This window comes from Aeromonas sp. 30P (genome assembly GCF_051919805.1).
Classification (GTDB): domain Bacteria; phylum Pseudomonadota; class Gammaproteobacteria; order Enterobacterales; family Aeromonadaceae; genus Aeromonas; species Aeromonas veronii.
Window position 1 is genome coordinate 4,414,776 of record NZ_JBQBEA010000001.1, and the last position, 16,936, is coordinate 4,431,711.

Sequence of the window (16,936 nt, forward strand, 5' to 3'; positions counted from 1 at the left end):
TACCTGAACCTTTATCGGCTAAACCTCTATCTGGCCGTCAAACACATGTTCGGCGGGACCTGTCATATAGACCGGCTGGCCCGGCCCCTTCCAGGCGATGGTCAGCTTGCCGCCCGGCAGACTGACGGTGACCCGCTCCTTGAGCTTGCCCTGACTGATGCCAATCACCGCCGCCGCACAGGCACCGGTACCGCAGGCCAGGGTCTCGCCACAGCCCCGCTCGAATACACGCAGCTTGATCTCGGTGGCGTTGACCATCTCCATGAAACCGACGTTGACCCGCTCGGGAAAACGCTCGTGGCGCTCCATGATGGCACCCAGCGTCTCGACCGGTGCATCGGCGACCGAAGGCACCTCGATGACGCAGTGGGGATTGCCCATGGAGACCACGCCACACATCACGGTATGCTCCTGCGCCCGCAGCAGATAGGTTTTTTCCGCCTTCTGGGCCCGGAACGGGATCTTGCCCGGCTCAAACTGGGGAACACCCATGTTGACCGTGACCTGATTCTCCCCCTCCAGCTGCAACACGATGCGACCCCGGGCGGTACTGACCGCGATGCGATCCCGGTTGATCAGCCCCTTGAGACGCACGAAACGGGCAAAACAGCGGGCACCGTTGCCACACTGCTCCACCTCGCTGCCATCGGCATTGAAAATGCGATAGTGAAAGTCGAGTTCAGGGTCATAGGGCGGCTCCACCAGCAGCAGCTGGTCAAAGCCGATCCCGAAGTGGCGATCTGCCAGCTTCTTGATGACGTCATTGCTGAAAAATACCTTCTGGGTGACGCCATCCACCACCATGAAGTCGTTGCCCAAGCCATGCATCTTGGAAAAATCTATCAACATCGTGCATTCCTGTGCTGTTAGGGCTGTAAATACTCACCATCAACCACTATGAAGTCATTGGCCACAGCCCCATGCATCCTGGAACAATCTGTACACATCGCGTACTCCTGTGCTCCTGTGCTGTCAGGGCTGTAAAATTCTGTCATCTCTATCTACTGCATCAGGGCAGCAGGTGCTCACCGCGCCAGAGATCGGCCAACTGCTCACGCTCGCGGATCAGGTGTGCTTCGGCACCATCCACCAGCACTTCGGCTGCGCGCGGACGGGTGTTGTAGTTGGATGACATGGTAAAGCCGTAGGCACCGGCCGAACGCACTGCCAGCAGGGAGCCCTCGGCAATGGCCAGGGTGCGCTCCTTGCCGAGGAAGTCGCCGGTCTCGCACACCGGGCCCACCACGTCATAGATCGCGGGAGCATGGCCGGCACGGCTATCCACCTCGATGATGTTCATCCAGGCGCCGTAGAGCGAGGGGCGCAGCATGTCGTTCATGCCGGCATCGATCAGCGCGAAGTTGCGGGTCTCGCCCGGTTTCAGATACTCGACCCGAGTCAGCAGCACGCCGGCATTGGCGACGATGGCGCGGCCCGGCTCGAACAGCAGGGTCAGATCCCGGCCCGCCAGCTTCTGCTTCAGCGCTTCGGCATACTCGGTCGGATGGGGTGGCTGCTCGGAACCATAGTTGACCCCAAGGCCGCCGCCCACGTCCAGATGATGGATATGAATGCCTTCCGCCGCCAGACCGTCGATCAGCCGCAGCAACTTGTCAGCCGCTTCCATAAAGGGATTCAATTCAGTGAGTTGCGAGCCGATATGGCAATCCACCCCGACGATCTCGATGTTCGCCATCGCGGCCGCCTTGCGATAGATGGCGGGCGCCAGCTCGATGGGAATGCCGAACTTGTTCTGCTTGAGGCCGGTGGAGATATAGGGGTGGGTACCGGCATCGATATCCGGATTGACCCGCACCGAGACGCGAGCTTTCTTGCCCATGCTGCCCGCCACCCGATTGAGGCGCTCCAGCTCGGCTTCCGACTCCAGATTGAAGCAGAGGATCTCTTTATCCAGCGCAAGGCGCATCTCCGCTTCACTCTTGGCGACCCCAGAGAAGACCACTTTGGCCGGATCACCGCCCGCCGCAAGAACCCGCGACAGCTCTCCACCGGAGACGATGTCAAACCCCGAACCCAGACGGGCCAGCAGATTGAGCAACGCCAGATTGGAGTTGGCCTTCACCGCATAGCAGATCAGATGGGGAATATCGCCAGCGGCCTTGTCGAAGGCGTGCCAGTGGCGCTCGAGGGTCGCACGGGAGTAGACGTAAAGCGGGGTACCGTACTGCTCGGCAAGCTGTTGCAGCGAGGTTTGCTCGGCCTGAAGCTGGCCGTCGGCGTCGTAGTTAAAGTGATCCAAGGGGGCGGTTCCTTCCTAGAATGGGTGCGGCATTAGTGCGGCGCGGCCTCGGTGGCAGCCTCAGTGGTCGCAGGCGGAGCTGCTTGCGGTGTACTCTGGCTCTGTGGCTGCTCGGGGGGCGGCATATAGAGCGGCCCCTTCAGACCGCACGCGGCCAACCCGAGGGACAGAAGAGTGGCAAGCAGACACTTGGTGAACTGGGTGATCATAATGGTTCGCTGCGAAAAAATTTTTGGCCCTCTATAATCGCACTCACATTGTTAAAAGCAACAGGATAAACCGATGAAGGATCACGAGTATCACGCCCTGACCGACGCCTTTTTCCAATATGTGGAAGACACGCTCGACGAGGGGTATCCGGATATCGACTGCGAACGCAACGGCGGCGTATTGACCCTCTCTTTCGAGAACAAGACCAAGGTCATCATCAACAAGCAGGAGCCGCTGCACCAGATTTGGGTCGCCACCCGCGAGAACGGCTTCCACTTCGAACTGCAGGGTGACACCTGGATCGACAACCGCTTCGGCCACGAGCTCAAGGCGCTGCTGAGCCAATCCTGCACCGCCCAGGCGGGCGAAGATGTGGTGTTCCCATGATCGACCTGCACCCGCAGGGCGCCCGTCATGCGGTGATCTGGCTACACGGGCTGGGTGATTCCGGCGCCGGTCTCGCCCCGCTGGTGGACGCGCTGGATCTGCCCGCCGAGCTACCGGTGCGTCACCTGCTGCCGGATGCCCCCGAGCGCCCCATCACCATAAACATGGGCTACAAGATGCGCGGCTGGTACGACATCAAGAGCTTCGAGGATCCCGCCGAGCGGGCCGTGGAGTCCCATGTCCGTGAATCGGCCGACCAGATTGCCGCCCTGCTAGATCAGCTGGTGGCCGACGGGTTTGCCCCCGAGCGCATCGTGCTGGCGGGCTTCTCTCAGGGCGGAGTGATTGCCTCCTTCACCGTGTTGCGCTATCAGGCTACGCTGGCGGGCCTGCTCTGCATGTCCACCTATCTGGCAGCCCCAGACAAGCTGCTCGGCGAGATGAGCGAGGCTGCTCGCACCCTGCCCATCTGCTACATGCACGGCATCTATGACGATGTGGTGAGCCTGTCGCTCGGTTGGGATGCCAAGAACCGGCTTGAAGCTGCCGGGCTCGCCCCCGAGTGGCACGAGTACCCGATGCGCCACGAGATCTGCCGTCCGCAACTCGGCGACATTCGCCGCTGGCTGCTGGCCCGCCTCGCGGCCTAAGCTACCCCGATAAAGCAAACGGCCTGCATCTGCAGGCCGTTTTTTTATGGCGATTCCAACTGACGGGTCAGCCCACTTCCCGGGTGGGCGACACCTGTTCGCGCAGAGTGCCCTGACTGCGATAGGGGATCACATCCAGCTCGCCATTCACTTGTACTATCTCGTAGTACTGGGGCAGGTTGAAGTTGATGAACTGCCCATCATCGCTGAACCGCTCGTGATTGGAGGTGTAGAAGCGGTTGACCCCCGCCACCAGCTCATCCTTGTTGCCGGCAAAGTGCTGGTAGATCTCCACCCGGTTCGCCTCATCGAGGATATAGATGTTGGTGCCCGCATCCCGGGTATCGAAGAAGAACTGCACCAACCCTTCGCTGGCGTAGGCATCGACGATGCTCGGCAGATGCTGGCTGTGGGTCTTGTCGAGCCGCAGCGGCAGGTGATCCAGCTTGTTGTGGGAGATGTGACGGTAAAAATCGATGGCGTTTTCCAGCTTCTTCACCGACACCCCGCGCCGCTCGAAGAAGATGCCGTACTTCTCGCGGCCAAGGGCCATGGTCTTGACCAGCTGCTGCTTGTCGCGGGCAAGGCGCAGGTCGATACACTCCGCCACCAGGGTCTGGAAGCGGGAGCGCACCAGAGAGCGGAAGTGCTGGCTGTAGCAGAACACCTCGATCATCTCGGGGGCGGCGGCATCCTGATGCATCTTGCCGAGGATGGTGGTGAGGGCATCGACCACGGCTTCATCCCCCTGGAAGTGCAGGGTTCGGATCTCGCTCCAGGAGTTGCGGTAGACCAGATCCACCGAGCCGACCAGACACTCCTGATTGCGGCCGAACGAGAAGACATCCACGGTATTGGCGTCAAACTCGATCACCTGACCGACCCAGTGGCTGGTCGGGTCCATCTCCAGATTGAGGAAGATGGAGAGCTGACGGATCTCGCACGGCCGGCTGAGGGCCAGGTTGGTGGCCAGTGGGTACTTCTCGGGGAAGCAGCCGGAGAGATCGCGGCAGAACTGGTGCAGATTGTCGATGTGCAGATCCGAGCCCTGATTGAACAGGTGCACCCGCGACTGGGGTGTCAGCAGATCGTTGAAGTAGGCCCAGGAGACCAGCTTGCTGATGTAGCCATTGAACTCCAGCGGCGCGCGGCCAATGATGTCCACCGGCTCCAGCGAATGTTTGTAGAGATACCAGCCGGCGCGGTTGAGGCGACCATGCGGCACCTGCACGAAGCTGAGATCAGGCTCGCTCAGATCCGGCGCGATCTTGAGGTTGATACGCTGCACCTTGCCCGGCAGACTCTCGAACGCGGCGTAGAGTTTGCGCGACAGAATGCCGATATCTTCCGGGTTGATCGACTCGCTGATGTTGTTGCGGCGGGCGAACTGGATCAGGTTGCGGTAGCTCTGCATCAGGGCTTCCAGCAGCTCGGCGTGGGCGATCTTCACCTCTTCGATCTTCCACTCGTGGCGATGATCGAGTTGATAAAGTTTGTCCTGACTCCAGCCCCAGTAGGAGACCAGCTGGCTCATCTGCTCGCGACGCCACTCAGGGGAGTGATCATCCTGGGATGGCTGAGACCGTCGCACACCTTGAGGTAGAAGCAGCGGCGCACCAGATCGAGCCGCGCCATGTCGCCGATGGACTTGAGGTAGTTGGTCACCTTGTCCAGCATCAGACAGTAGTTGTCGAGCCGATAGTGCATCCCCTCATTGTGCTGGAACCAGTCGCGACCAATCATCGACAGCAGACGGGTGTTGGGATACTCGTGGGAGTAGGCTTCCATCAGCACCGACTTGAGCACAGCCTTGTAGGGGGAGTCGATCCCCTTGTAGAGCTGCCACAGGGCGGAGCCGAAATACTCTTCGGCCGGAATACGGTCAAAACTGCCGAGATCGAGCCAGTCGTCCTGCTTGAGCTTGCCGCTCTCGAACAGCTCGTTCACATACGCATCGTAGTGATCATCACATTCGGTGGGCACCAGATACCAGATCAAGCGTTTGCCCGCGATACGCATGGCACTGCGGTAGAACTCGTCGAGCAGCAGCAGGTGCTGGGCACTGCCGCAGCTCTCCCCCTGCATCTGGGCATCGTTGGTCTGGCGGAACTTGTCTTCCGGGATCAGGAAGAAGTTGAGATCGACCCCGCGCTGTTCGGCCCACTTGGAGAGTTGCTGGCATTTCAGCTCCAGCAGATCGAGCCGTTCCTGCGACAAACCGGCCACGTGGCAGACCCAGATATCGAGATCGGAGTGACAGCATTGACCGATGGAGGAGGTGCTGCCCATGGAGTAGAGCCCCTGAATGGCTCGATCATGGGTTGCCAGACCGCTCTGACAGTTGGCGTTGCGGCAGAGGTCATCGATAAAGGCTTGCTGCTCGGCGGTGGCGCTGAAGCTCCAGATGCCATGAGGGACATCACCGGAGACATAACCGGGCAGCAGGGGATGATTGAAGTGCAGCATGACAGGCAGCAGTTGGAATACCTGCTGCCCATAGCGACTCATGAGGCCTAACGCCCGTTGCGTCTTGAGACGGGTAATGTCGTCATAACGCGCAACCAGCGTATCGATGTGTTCCTGCAATGCCCTGCCTATCACCTAAGTGAAAATGACGCACCAAAAGGGGGATACGTCAAAAAAGTGTGATCATGTTAACAATGCAAACAGCGGTGGTAAACAAGCCTTCAGCTAAACGTCAGATTATTTCTGGTATGACCACATCAAGTATCAGGGGAAATCATTAAATTCCAATACATTCAATGAATTAATCAACACCTCTTGCTTAATGAAAATCATTTTCAGCATGCATTTTTGAGCTTGGCCCCGCTTTTGCCGGCTCCGCCATGAAAGCCCGGGCAAAGGGTGGTAATATCGATTTCCTTCTAAAAATGAAACAACTGATTGATATGGCAGCCCGAACCCTGAAAATTGCCACTCGCAAGAGCCCGCTGGCCCTGTGGCAGGCCAACTTTGTCAAAGACCGGCTCGAAGCCCTGCACCCGCAGTTGCAGGTCGAACTGGTGCCCATGAGCACTCAGGGTGACAAGATCCTCGATACCCCGCTGGCCAAAGTGGGCGGCAAGGGATTGTTCGTCAAGGAGCTGGAGACCGCCATGCTGGAAGGACGGGCCGATATCGCCGTTCACTCCATGAAAGATGTGCCGGTGGAGTTCCCCGAGGGGCTCGGCCTGCACACCATCTGCGAGCGGGAAGATCCCCGCGACGCCTTCGTCTCCAACCGATTCAAGGCTATTGCCGAACTGCCGCAAGGGGCCGTGGTCGGCACCTCCAGCCTGCGCCGCCAGTGCCAGCTGCGCGCCGCCCGCCCGGATCTGGTGATCCGCGACCTGCGTGGCAACGTCAACACCCGCCTCGCCAAGCTGGATGCCGGTGAGTACGACGCCATCATCCTCGCCGCCGCCGGTCTGAAACGACTGGAGATGGCGCACCGCATCACCGCCTTTATCGAGCCGGAGCAGAGCCTGCCCGCCAACGGTCAGGGTGCCGTCGGTATCGAATGTCGCCTCGACGATGTTGAGCTTCACGCCCTGCTGGCGCCGCTGGAGCACGCCGAGACCCGCGCCCGGGTGCTGACCGAACGCGCCATGAATCGCGCCCTGCAAGGGGGATGTCAGGTGCCTATCGGTGCCTACGCACTGGTCGAAGGCGAGCAGATCTGGCTGCGCGGTCTGGTGGGTAGCCCGGATGGCAGCCAGGTAATCCGTGACGAGATCCGCGGCCCGCTGGCCGATGGTGAGGCCCTCGGCGAGCAACTGGCCCAGCGCCTGCTGGCCGCCGGTGCCGACGAGATCCTCGCCGAGGTCTACCGCGCATGACCCCGCTGGTGGTGCGTCCGGCCGCCCAGGCCGCCGAACTGGTGCAGTTGTTGCGCCAGCACGGCCATGCACCACTCTGCTGCCCGCTGCTGGAAACCGTGGCGGGCAGCGAACTCCCTCTCCTGCCCGACCTGCTGCGCAGTGCCGACGTGGTTATCGCCGTCAGCATCCATGCCGTTCATTTTGCACACGATTTTCTGTTGCAAACTGGTCAGACCTGGCCACATATTGAGTACTTTGCGGTGGGTCAGGCCAGCACAGATGCGTTTGCAGCCATCGGCATCACGGCGAGCTGCCCGGATGACCCGCGCAGCGAAGGGCTGCTGGCCCTGCCCGCCCTGCAGCAGGTAGCAGGCAAACGGGTACTGATCCTGCGCGGCAATGGCGGGCGGGATCTCATCGCCAGCACACTGGCCTCATGCGGTGCTCTGGTGCACTATTGTGCGGCCTATGAACGCCACTACCCCGAGCTAGACGGGGAGACATTGACCCGCCACTGGCAGGCAGCGGGGCTGGACAGCCTGCTCATTACCAGTGGTGAACTGCTGCAACGGCTGCTGGAGCTGGTTCCCGGCCACCAGCGGCCCTGGCTTTTTGACCGCCTGCTGGTGGTCCCCAGCCCGCGAGTGGCCGAGATGGCCCACTCCGCGGGCTTTATCCATATCACGATTGCCCAAGGTGCATCCAACCAGGCCCTGACGGCCGCACTGGAACTGAGGAAGATGGAATGACAGAACAACAAGAATCCCAGGTCAAACCCCAGCCGACCGCTGCGGTCAATGGCAGCAAGAGCCGCTCCGGTGCCGTACTGGGAGGGGTCGCCATCCTGCTGGCCCTTGGCCTGACCGGCGGTCTCTATCTGCACGGTCACAAGAATGCCGTGGCCCAGCAAGCCGAACTGGCCCAGCTCAAGCAGCAGCTGGCGAGCGCCCTGAGCAAGATCGACCAGACCAGCAGCAAGGATGCCGAGCAGCTGGCCGCGCTGGATCAAACCCAGCAGCGGCTGCAAGGGGAGATGCAGGGTCTGCAGAACCGGGTACTGGATCTCAACGATAAACGCCCCAACGACTGGATGCTGGCCGAATCCGAGTATCTGGTTCGGATGGCGGGTCGCAAACTGTGGCTGGAGCATGACCTCGTCTCCGCCATCACATTGCTCGGCAATGCCGACGAGCGGATCGCCGCCCTCAACGACCCCAGCCTGATGCCGATCCGCAAGGCGCTGGCCGAGGATATCGCCAAGCTCAAGGGGATGCCGCGCATCGACCGCGAGGGACTGACCCTCAAGCTGGCGGCACTGTCCGACCAGATCGAGCTGCTGCCCCTCTCCACCGTCAGCATGCCGGAAGCCAAGGCCGAGCCGGATCAAGCGGTCAGCACCAATCCAGATGAGTGGGAGAGCAATCTGAAGAAGAACTGGGTCAAGTTCACCGAGAACTTCGTCACCATCCGTCGCCGCGATGGCGCGGTCGAGGCGCTGCTCTCGCCGCAGCAGGAGATCTTCCTGCGTGAAAACCTCAAAACCAAGCTGTTGCAGGCCCAGCTCTCCGTCTATCGCGAGCAGCAGGCGCTCTACGAAGACAGCTTGGACAAGGCCCAGCGCTGGCTGACCCAATATTTCGACACCGACAACAGCGCCACCCGCTACATGCAGGGCGAGATCGACAAGCTAAAGGGTGAGCAGATCCAGATCGACTATCCGGCCCAGTTCAAGACCCAGGCCATGCTGGAGCAGGTGCTGACCGAACGCCTGCAACGCATTCTGGCCAGCAGCTGAGGAGGGCACCATGATCCGTATAATCATTCTGGTTGCCGTGATGGTCGCAGGGCTGATCTTTGGCCCGCAAGCCTCCGGTAACAAGGGCTATGTGCTGATTGCCCTGGGCAATTACACCATCGAATCTTCCGTCACCAGCGCGGTGATCCTGGCCGTGCTGTTCTACGGCGCCCTGCTGATCGTCGAGTGGCTGCTGGGTCGGGTATTCGGCCTGCGCCGCAAGACCCTCGGCTGGTACGGCTCGCGCCGCCGCCGCAAGGCCAATCAACAGACCGTCGCCGCCACCCTGGCGATGGCCGAAGGGCACTACAGTCAGGCTGAAAAGCTGATGATCAAGGGGGCCAGCAACAGCGACACCCCGCTGCTCAACTACCTGAGCGCCGCCAAGGCGGCACAGGCCCGTGGTGACGACGCACGCCGGGATCAATACCTGCAAAAAGCGCAGGAGGAGAATCCCAAGGCCGAGCTGGCGCTCACCCTGACCCAGACCCAGCTGCAGATCGAGCAGGGCCAGTACGACACGGCGCTGGCGATGCTGGAGTCGGTCTACGCCCTCAACCCGCGCCACCCCATGGTGCTGGATCAGCTGCGCCAGGTGCATCTGGCCCGTCAGGACTGGAGCGCTCTGTGCGACCTGATCCCGGCACTGCACAAGGTAGGCAAGCTGACCCCGAAACAGGAAGAAGAGCTGCTGCAACAGGCCTGGTCTGGTCGCCTGCAACAGGCTGCCAGCAGCCTCGAAACCCTCAAGGCGGTGTGGCAGGATCTGCCGCGCAAGCTGCGCCTTGAGCCAGAGCTGCTGGCCTGCTACGGCGATCTGCTGCGCCAGCTGGGCGCCGACGGCGAGGCCGCCATCCTGTGGCAGGAGGCGCTGCGCAAACAGCCGATGCCGCAGCTGCTGGCTCGTCTGCCCAAGCTGAAACTCGACAGCTACCAGCCGCTGCTGGCGCTGCTGCAAAAACAGCAGGGGCAACCGGATGTGGACACCGCACTGGCCCAGCTTTATCTGCTGGCAGGTCAACTGGACGATGCCCAGAAGCTGCTGGAGCAGGAGGTGGAGCGGGCGCCGAGCGCCGCCGCCTACCACGCCCTCGGTCAGGTGATGGACAAGCGTCGCCTTACCAACAAGGCCAACGAGTACTACCGTCAGGCGCTGGAGCTGGCGGGGATCTGATCCTCAGACTACAAACAGCAAAAAGATAAGAGGCCGCACAATGCGGCCTCTTTTTTTATCTCTTTGCCCAGCCCTCGTCAGGTGGTAAGCCGCTCCAGCTCGCCAATCAGCCAGATGGCCTCGGCACGGTGGCTGCCGCACACATCCATCATGGGGCGAAAACCGCCGCACACCGCCGGCCGCTCCGGTTGACCGAAGATCTTGCAGCCGAGGGCGCTATCGAGCTGGATACAGGGGACGCCAGCCGGTTTGCCATCTGGCATACCGGGAATGGCACTGCTGATACTGGGGGCGATGCAACAGGCAGCGCAGCCGCTACGACACTCCATAGACTCCACTCCTTTGGGACGGTCTGAGCCACCATAGCCGAAGCGGCGGCACAAACGTAGCTGGCGCACAACAAAAAGCCCGACCGCACGGGCGATCGGGCTTCAGACAACACTGCCGGTTCAGCGAGCCATCATCACAGGATGATATCGCGTACCACGCTGTCTTTGCGTTCCAGGTAATGGATCGACTTGATACGACGAATGGTACGGGATTTACCACGGATCAACAGAGTCTCGGTGGTCGCCATCACACCATCACTGGTGATGCCATCCAGCAGATCACCCTTGGTGATGCCGGTGGCGGAGAAGATGACGTTGTCATTCTTCGCCATGTCTTCCAGCTTAAGCACCTTGTTCACATCGATACCCAGCGCTTCGCAGCGGGCAATTTCCTGCTCGCCCAGCGCACGCACTTCCGGGCTGTCGCCCTTGACGCGGTGACGCGGCACCAGACGGGCCTGCATGTCGCCATCCAGCGCGCGGATCACCGCCGCGGAGATCACCCCTTCCGGTGCGCCGCCGATGCCATACAGCATGTCGACTTCGCTGTCCGGCAGACAGGTGAGGATGGAGGCGGCAACGTCACCATCAGGAATGGCGAACACCCGCACACCCAGACCCTGCATCTCCTTGATTGCCTTGTCATGACGCGGCTTGGCCAGGGTAATGACGGTCAGACGGGAGAGCGGCTTGCCCAGCGCCTTGGCCACGGCCTTGAGGTTCAGCTCGAGAGCCTGATCCAGGTCGATAGCGCCTTTGGCCTTGGGCCCGACGATCAGCTTTTCCATGTACATGTCAGGCGCTTTCAGGAAAGAACCCTTGTCGCCCACCGCCAGCACGGCCAGCGCGTTGGCCTGACCCATGGCAGTCATGCGGGTACCCTCGATGGGATCGACCGCGATATCCACCGCGTCGCCGTGTCCGGTACCGACCTTCTCGCCGATATAGAGCATCGGCGCTTCATCAATTTCACCTTCGCCGATCACAATCTCACCATCGATCTCGATCTGGTTGAGAATGTGGCGCATGGCCGCTACGGCCGCCCCATCAGCGATATTCTTGTCACCACGTCCGAGCCACTTGTAGCCAGCCAGTGCAGCCGCTTCCGTCACTCGGGAAAACTCGATTGCCAGTTCACGTCTCATCGCATATCCAACCTATGGAGCTCGAAAACGGGCGGCATTCTACCACAAGGGCAAACCTTTGCGCACAAAAGTAGCCACTGCGAGCAAGAATGTAGCCAATTCATCCAATTGCAACCCAATTGCCATCGACTCTTCATCCAACTGTCACCCCGCTGTCATCCCCGCTGCCTAGCATGACCCCGTTTTCAAAACAAAAGCTTGCAACACCACAAGGGATTAAGATGAAAAAGCTGACTGTAGTGGCACTGGCTCTCACCGCAGCCTTCCAGGCTCAAGCCGTTGAAGTGTACAAAAATGACACCTCCATGCTGGATCTCTATGGCCGTATCTACGCTGGCCACTTCTTTGGTGACAAGAAGGAACTGGATGCCAGCGGCAAACCGAAAAGCGAATACAGCGACAAACAGGGTGCCAACCAGTTTGTCCGTTTCGGCGCCAAGGCCGAGACCCAGATCCAGAGCGGCCTGAAGGCTCTGGCTCAGTACGAAGTACAGATGTATATCAATGACAGCGAGAAGACCATCAGCGAGAACTCCGACAACCTGCGCACCCGTCTGGCGTTTGCCGGTGTCGGCGCTGACTGGGGCACCGTGACCTTCGGTCGCCAGAAAGGGGCCCCGGGTTTCCTGGCCGACTGGACTGATGTCTCCCTCTCCGACGGCTACGGCAATGAAGCGCTTGGCGCCAAGACCGACACCTTCGCCACCAACCGCGCCGGTTCCGTGCTGAAATACTCCGGCCTGTTCAATGGCTTCCAGCTCGACACCAGCTACAAGTTCGACGGTGGTGACACTGAAGAGACCACTAGCAAGGATAGCGACGCCGCCTACGGTGCTGCCGTGGCCTACACCTTCCCGTTCAACCTGTCTCTGGGTACCGCTTACAACGTCGGTATCCGCGACAAGAGCGGTGAAGAAGATGCCAAGCTGTGGCTGATCTCTGCCAAGTTCGACAACAAGGCTGCCTACGCCGCCCTGAGCTATGCCGATGGCAGCGACTTCCTGGCGACCGGCACCGATCACACCGGTTGGGAAGCCGCGCTGGGCTACAACTTCGAGAACGGCTTCGGTCTGATGGCCCTGTGGAACAAACAGGAGCAGGACAAGGCTGGTATCAAGAAAGACAACGTGGATTACTACACCCTGGGTGCCCAGTACAAATTCAACAAGAACCTGCGGGTGATTGGCGAGTACCGCATCAACAATCTGGACAGCAAGGAGAGCGGCAAGCTCAACGTCAAGGATGACTTCCAGCTGGCTGCCCGCTACGACTTCTAATCGAGGTTTTGCGGATCCCAAAAGCGCGATGGCTTGCCATCGCGCTTTTTGCTGAGCGTCGCTCACGACCGGAGAAAGTGGCCTAGGCTCAACAGTAGATGTATCGCCGGAGAGATGATCATGGTCAGGCTGCCTTTCGTCCTGCTGTTGTTGCTGGCTCTTCCCGCTCACGCCCTCTCTATCGCCATGGTGCTGTGGCGCGGTGAAACCGCAGCCGAAGCGGGCTTTCGGGCAGAGCTGACCCGCCTTGGCTATCAGGCCACCATCACCACCTATAACGCCGATCAGGATCGTACGGCGCTGGCAACCATGCTGCGCCAGCAGATGCTGCCGAAACTGGCCGAATACGACTACATCTACACTTTTGGCACCACCGCCACCACCATGACCAAGAGTCTGGTGGCCAACCGCAAGCCACTGATTTTCAATGTGGTTTCCGATCCTGTCGGGGCAGACATCCTCTCGGAAGACAAAGCCCAGAACAGCATGGTGGCCGGGGTAAGCAACATGGTGCCGATGGCGCTGCAACTGGCCAACGCCAGCGAGCACCTGGCCACCGGAAAACGGCTGCTGCTGCCCTTCAACCCCCGTGAGCAGAACACCCTGCTGGTGGCCGATATGTTGCTCAATGAAGCGAAACGCTACCAGTGGCAGATGGTCACTTGGCGAATGGCCCCTGACCCACGGCGGCTGGACAACGAACTGAAGCGGCTGCAACAGGACGCCAAAAACGACATCGTCTTTCTGGCCGCAGACAGCTATCTGCTCTCCATCGCCCCCCGCCTGCTGAATGCACTCAACGCAGCCGCCATCCCTACCATCTGCAGTGCCGAGCTGTTCGTCGAACACGGCTGCAGCGTTGGCACCATCAGCAGCTACGAGGCGCTGGGCAAGATGGCCGCCGGGATCATCCATCGCCATCAGCAGGGAACAGAGTTGCAGGATATACCGCTGCAGACCGACCCCCATCCCAAACTGGTGCTGGGGCAGCTGGGTAACGCTACCACGCAGGAGGCGAGCCCCGAAAAGCCGAAGCCTTGATAAAGATCTCGGCCAATCAGGCTCCGGGCGGGTATGCTGTTGACCCCCATCGCCCGAGAGCCCTTTCCCATGAGCACCACCGTCTTTTTTGCCGTTCTGCTGGCAGCCCTGCTTCACGCCAGCTGGAATGCGCTGGTCAAAATTGGCGAAGAGCGGCTGGTGGGCGTGTCACTGGTGGCGATCTTCTCAGGGCTTATCGCCGCCGTGGCGCTGCTGCCCATGGGGCTTCCCTCTGCTGCCGAGCTGCCCTGGCTCGGCCTCTCAGTCCTGCTCCATATCGGTTACTGCCTGTTTCTCAGCCATGCCTACAATCAGGGCGATTTTGGCCAGATCTATCCGCTGGCCCGTGGCAGTGCCCCACTGCTCGCCATGGCGTTAAGTGCCCTGCTGCTGGGGGACTACCCCGGTTACGGCGGCATCATCGGCGCCTGCGTGCTGATCATGGGTGTCTTGCTGATGGCCTGGCGAGGTGGGCAGCAACGCCTTGACAGCAAAGCGGTTCGGGCGGCACTGATCACGGCCATGTTCACGGCGACCTATACCCTCTCGGATGGAGCCGGCGCCCGCGCAGGAGGTGAACCGGTACGCTACACCCTCTGGCTCTTTGCCTGCACCGGGCTGGCGATGCTGCTGGTGCTGATCGTCCACCAGAAACGCAACGCATGGCGCCAGATCCGTCAATATGCACTGGTTGGCGCTACCGGAGGTGCCATGTCACTGCTCGCCTACGGAATTGTTATCTGGGCCATGACCCAAGCCCCCATTGGCGTGGTCGCGGCTCTGCGCGAAAGCAGTGTGCTGTTTGCCATGCTGCTCTCGGTCTGGCTGCTGAAAGAGCCGCTCGGGCGCATGCGGCTGACGGCGGCGGCCATTATCACTGGCGGCGTGCTGCTGACTCGGCTGGGAGGATAAGCGCTGTCGCCATTGGTGCGTATTTATCAGGCAGGATGGCGTAATTCACTACGCCAAATATGCCGAATAAGAATAATGGAAATAAGTGTCGGCCCAAGCGTAAATGTTTACATCCGCAACGTATCAATTAACTGGCAGGTCTGTTTATTTCAACCACAGCTTCATTCGGGAAACTTACCTGCCAAGCAGCATTAATGATAAAATCGTTCACAGTTAATTTTCGGCAACGCTGACCAATACCGCGCATGGCACAGACCATGCCGCTCCGCCCATACATTCATTGACCGCCTGACGGGTAAGCCAGCCCGGTCAGAGATGACCCGATCGCGCCCGTCACAGCAGGATGGCATGGTGCTACCGCGTTATTAATGGGTCCGGTTTCGTCTGTTTAATTTTTGATTATTTTAAATCCAGCACCATCAGGGAGTTTTTAATATGTCGGCAAAAAAGCTGAAGTTGGGCGCCTTTATATTGATGATATTAACATCGGTATTTGGCGTCACTAATATCGGGATCGGTTTTTACCGAATGGGATATGCCGCCATTCCGATGTTCGTGATCGGCGGACTGTTCTTCTTCATCCCGTTCATTTTGATGATGATCGAATTCGGCACCGGTTTTCGCAAAGAGGCAGGCGGTATCTTTACCTGGATGCGCCACTCGGTCTCGACCCGATTCGCCTTTATCGGTCTGACCATGTGGTTCGCTTCCTACGTCATCTGGATGTTTGGCAAGGCGCTCTCCATGTGGGTGCCCCTCTCCTTCATGCTGTTTGGCCGCGACATCACCGTCATCCCGGTCACCCTGGGCACCGGTATCGACTTCGGCCCCTTTATTCTGGGAGTGGTCGCCATCGCGCTGGTTGCCACCGTCACCAAGCTCATCACCCTGGGTAGCGCCCGCTTCACCAAAGTGGCGGCCATCGGCGGTCTCTCAGTGGTGGCACTCAACGTGTTGCTGCTGGTCGGCGGCGTCTTCACCTTCGCGGTGAGCGGCATGACTCTGCAGGAGCCCTTCACCCAGGCATCACTGGCAGCCTCTCCCAATGCCGCTTTCAACGACATCATCCCCTTCCTCGGCTTTATGGTGTTCGCCATCTTCGCCTACGGCGGGGTCGAGGCGATGGCCGGGGTGGCTGACGAGCTGGAAGATCCCGAGCGCGACCTCAAGCGCGGCATCTTCCTCTCCGGCGCCTTCATCGTGCTCTGCTACATCATCGGCTTTCTGGCGGTCGGCTCCATCATGCGCTGGAGCGACTTCCCGGCCGAGGGGATCACCTCTCTCTCCGCCCTCTTCATCATCATGCTGGAGCTGGGGCGCCATCTTGGTGGCGAGTGGCTGGGACAGGTGTTCATGCGCTTTGCCGGATTGGGCATGTTCCTGAGCTATCTGGGTGCCTTTATCGCCCTCTCCTACGCGCCGCTGCGCCAGTTCATCACCGGCACCCCGAGCTACTTCTGGCCGGAGCGTTTCCAGCGCGAGAACGAAAATGGCGTGCGGATTGAAGCCCTCAAGGTGCAAGCCTGGGTGGTCTGTCTGTTCATTGCCGCCAAGTCCATCTTTACCCTGATCAACCCGGAAGGGGCCGCCGCCCTCTATGAGCTGATCATCACCATGACCAACGTCGGCATGACCCTGCCCTACATGTTCCTCATCTACGCCTGGTATCGCTATCGCAACAACCCGGCGCTGGGCAAGGACCTGATCTTCTTCAAGAGCGCGGGCTCGGTGCTGCTGGCTACCATCATCAGCCTGATCCTGGTCGCCTTCGGCAACGTCTTTACCGTGGTCGCCCCCTTTATCTCCGGCGATATCTCCACCGGCGTCTGGACCATCATTGGCCCGCTGCTGTTCGTGGTGATCGCCATGCGCTTCAAGATCAAGCAGGAAGATGCCCACTAAACGGCAGGCAATGCTCCATGCCAATCGGGACCG

At 60.2% G+C, this 16,936-nt stretch carries 15 protein-coding genes and 1 pseudogene; 10 read left to right on the top strand and 6 right to left on the bottom strand.

The genetic code is table 11. The annotated features are described in order from the left end of the window. Window positions 1–18: 18 nt before the first annotated feature. From dapF to lptM, 3 genes are all read right to left on the bottom strand, one after another. Window positions 19–849 (bottom strand): diaminopimelate epimerase, encoded by an 831-nt coding sequence (gene dapF, locus ACTG2B_RS20925; RefSeq protein WP_005336371.1) that lies wholly within the window; start codon window positions 847–849, stop codon window positions 19–21. A gap of 160 nt (window positions 850–1,009) precedes the next feature. After that, window positions 1,010–2,260 (bottom strand): diaminopimelate decarboxylase, encoded by a 1,251-nt coding sequence (gene lysA, locus ACTG2B_RS20930; RefSeq protein ID WP_088868282.1) that lies wholly within the window; start codon window positions 2,258–2,260, stop codon window positions 1,010–1,012. A gap of 32 nt (window positions 2,261–2,292) precedes the next feature. Further along, complete coding sequence (lptM, locus tag ACTG2B_RS20935) at window positions 2,293–2,469, bottom strand: LPS translocon maturation chaperone LptM (protein WP_019444858.1); 177 nt, start codon at window positions 2,467–2,469, stop codon at window positions 2,293–2,295. A gap of 73 nt (window positions 2,470–2,542) precedes the next feature. On the opposite strand from lptM, the gene cyaY reads away from it, so the two are divergent. Together cyaY and ACTG2B_RS20945 are read left to right on the top strand one after the other, a co-directional pair. Continuing rightward, the gene (gene cyaY / locus ACTG2B_RS20940; RefSeq protein WP_021231825.1) at window positions 2,543–2,857 is read left to right on the top strand and encodes an iron donor protein CyaY; all 315 of its coding nucleotides are present in this window, start codon (window positions 2,543–2,545) and stop codon (window positions 2,855–2,857) included. Beyond that, window positions 2,854–3,507 (top strand): alpha/beta hydrolase, encoded by a 654-nt coding sequence (locus ACTG2B_RS20945; protein ID WP_429121059.1) that lies wholly within the window; start codon window positions 2,854–2,856, stop codon window positions 3,505–3,507. The genes cyaY and ACTG2B_RS20945 overlap by 4 nt, the downstream gene beginning before the upstream one ends. 67 nt (window positions 3,508–3,574) lie before the next feature. On the opposite strand, the pseudogene ACTG2B_RS20950 reads toward ACTG2B_RS20945, so the two are convergent. After that, a pseudogene (locus ACTG2B_RS20950) lies at window positions 3,575–6,093 on the bottom strand (class I adenylate cyclase). A gap of 323 nt (window positions 6,094–6,416) precedes the next feature. Here ACTG2B_RS20950 and hemC point away from each other — a divergent pair. The 4 genes from hemC to ACTG2B_RS20970 are packed head-to-tail and all read left to right on the top strand — an operon-like array spanning window position 6,417 to window position 10,297. Next, window positions 6,417–7,346 (top strand): hydroxymethylbilane synthase, encoded by a 930-nt coding sequence (hemC, locus tag ACTG2B_RS20955; RefSeq protein WP_139740585.1) that lies wholly within the window; start codon window positions 6,417–6,419, stop codon window positions 7,344–7,346. Next, window positions 7,343–8,077 carry a uroporphyrinogen-III synthase gene (locus ACTG2B_RS20960; protein ID WP_439996772.1) on the top strand — a complete coding sequence of 245 codons (735 nt, stop codon included), beginning with the start codon at window positions 7,343–7,345 and terminating at the stop codon, window positions 8,075–8,077. Before hemC ends, ACTG2B_RS20960 begins: the two co-directional genes overlap by 4 nt. Continuing rightward, window positions 8,074–9,123: a uroporphyrinogen-III C-methyltransferase gene (locus ACTG2B_RS20965; protein ID WP_005336380.1), complete on the top strand. Its 1,050-nt coding sequence runs from the start codon at window positions 8,074–8,076 to the stop codon at window positions 9,121–9,123. The genes ACTG2B_RS20960 and ACTG2B_RS20965 overlap by 4 nt, the downstream gene beginning before the upstream one ends. A 10-nt stretch (window positions 9,124–9,133) precedes the next feature. Beyond that, window positions 9,134–10,297, top strand: a complete 1,164-nt coding sequence (locus ACTG2B_RS20970; RefSeq protein ID WP_439996773.1) for a heme biosynthesis HemY N-terminal domain-containing protein — start codon at window positions 9,134–9,136, stop codon at window positions 10,295–10,297. Between the two features lie 77 nt (window positions 10,298–10,374). Here the strand turns inward: ACTG2B_RS20970 and ACTG2B_RS20975 are convergent, their stop codons facing one another. Continuing rightward, window positions 10,375–10,626 (bottom strand): YkgJ family cysteine cluster protein, encoded by a 252-nt coding sequence (locus tag ACTG2B_RS20975; RefSeq protein ID WP_005336384.1) that lies wholly within the window; start codon window positions 10,624–10,626, stop codon window positions 10,375–10,377. 134 nt (window positions 10,627–10,760) lie between these two features. Then, window positions 10,761–11,771 (bottom strand): class II fructose-bisphosphatase, encoded by a 1,011-nt coding sequence (gene glpX, locus ACTG2B_RS20980; RefSeq protein ID WP_040068786.1) that lies wholly within the window; start codon window positions 11,769–11,771, stop codon window positions 10,761–10,763. A 221-nt stretch (window positions 11,772–11,992) separates the two neighbouring features. Here glpX and ACTG2B_RS20985 point away from each other — a divergent pair, with 221 nt between their 5' ends. The 4 genes from ACTG2B_RS20985 to yjeM all read left to right on the top strand — a co-directional run bounded on the left by ACTG2B_RS20985 (window position 11,993) and on the right by yjeM (window position 16,903). Continuing rightward, entirely contained in the window at window positions 11,993–13,048 is a 1,056-nt protein-coding gene (locus ACTG2B_RS20985) for a porin (RefSeq protein WP_019444867.1), read from the top strand. A 120-nt stretch (window positions 13,049–13,168) separates the two neighbouring features. Then, window positions 13,169–14,089, top strand: coding sequence for an ABC transporter substrate-binding protein (locus ACTG2B_RS20990; RefSeq protein WP_100654741.1), 921 nt, complete (start codon window positions 13,169–13,171; stop codon window positions 14,087–14,089). A 33-nt stretch (window positions 14,090–14,122) separates the two neighbouring features. After that, window positions 14,123–15,001, top strand: coding sequence for a DMT family transporter (locus tag ACTG2B_RS20995; RefSeq protein WP_331461712.1), 879 nt, complete (start codon window positions 14,123–14,125; stop codon window positions 14,999–15,001). Window positions 15,002–15,436: 435 nt separating this feature from the next. Then, complete coding sequence (yjeM, locus tag ACTG2B_RS21000) at window positions 15,437–16,903, top strand: glutamate/gamma-aminobutyrate family transporter YjeM (protein ID WP_439996774.1); 1,467 nt, start codon at window positions 15,437–15,439, stop codon at window positions 16,901–16,903. Window positions 16,904–16,936 lie beyond the last annotated feature (33 nt).

Bases quoted from the DNA above. Each gene is read 5' to 3' on its own strand.
- ACTG2B_RS20990 (WP_100654741.1), top strand. From the start codon at position 13,169: ATGGTCAGGCTGCCTTTCGTCCTGCTGTTGTTGCTGGCTCTTCCCGCT.
- ACTG2B_RS20960 (WP_439996772.1), top strand. From the start codon at position 7,343: ATGACCCCGCTGGTGGTGCGTCCGGCCGCCCAGGCCGCCGAACTGGTG.
- yjeM (WP_439996774.1), top strand. From the start codon at position 15,437: ATGTCGGCAAAAAAGCTGAAGTTGGGCGCCTTTATATTGATGATATTA.
- glpX (WP_040068786.1), bottom strand. From the start codon at position 11,771: ATGAGACGTGAACTGGCAATCGAGTTTTCCCGAGTGACGGAAGCGGCT.
- cyaY (WP_021231825.1), top strand. From the start codon at position 2,543: ATGAAGGATCACGAGTATCACGCCCTGACCGACGCCTTTTTCCAATAT.
- ACTG2B_RS20985 (WP_019444867.1), top strand. From the start codon at position 11,993: ATGAAAAAGCTGACTGTAGTGGCACTGGCTCTCACCGCAGCCTTCCAG.
- ACTG2B_RS20965 (WP_005336380.1), top strand. From the start codon at position 8,074: ATGACAGAACAACAAGAATCCCAGGTCAAACCCCAGCCGACCGCTGCG.
- dapF (WP_005336371.1), bottom strand. From the start codon at position 849: ATGTTGATAGATTTTTCCAAGATGCATGGCTTGGGCAACGACTTCATG.
- ACTG2B_RS20975 (WP_005336384.1), bottom strand. From the start codon at position 10,626: ATGGAGTGTCGTAGCGGCTGCGCTGCCTGTTGCATCGCCCCCAGTATC.
- lptM (WP_019444858.1), bottom strand. From the start codon at position 2,469: ATGATCACCCAGTTCACCAAGTGTCTGCTTGCCACTCTTCTGTCCCTC.
- hemC (WP_139740585.1), top strand. From the start codon at position 6,417: ATGGCAGCCCGAACCCTGAAAATTGCCACTCGCAAGAGCCCGCTGGCC.
- ACTG2B_RS20970 (WP_439996773.1), top strand. From the start codon at position 9,134: ATGATCCGTATAATCATTCTGGTTGCCGTGATGGTCGCAGGGCTGATC.
- ACTG2B_RS20945 (WP_429121059.1), top strand. From the start codon at position 2,854: ATGATCGACCTGCACCCGCAGGGCGCCCGTCATGCGGTGATCTGGCTA.
- ACTG2B_RS20995 (WP_331461712.1), top strand. From the start codon at position 14,123: ATGCTGTTGACCCCCATCGCCCGAGAGCCCTTTCCCATGAGCACCACC.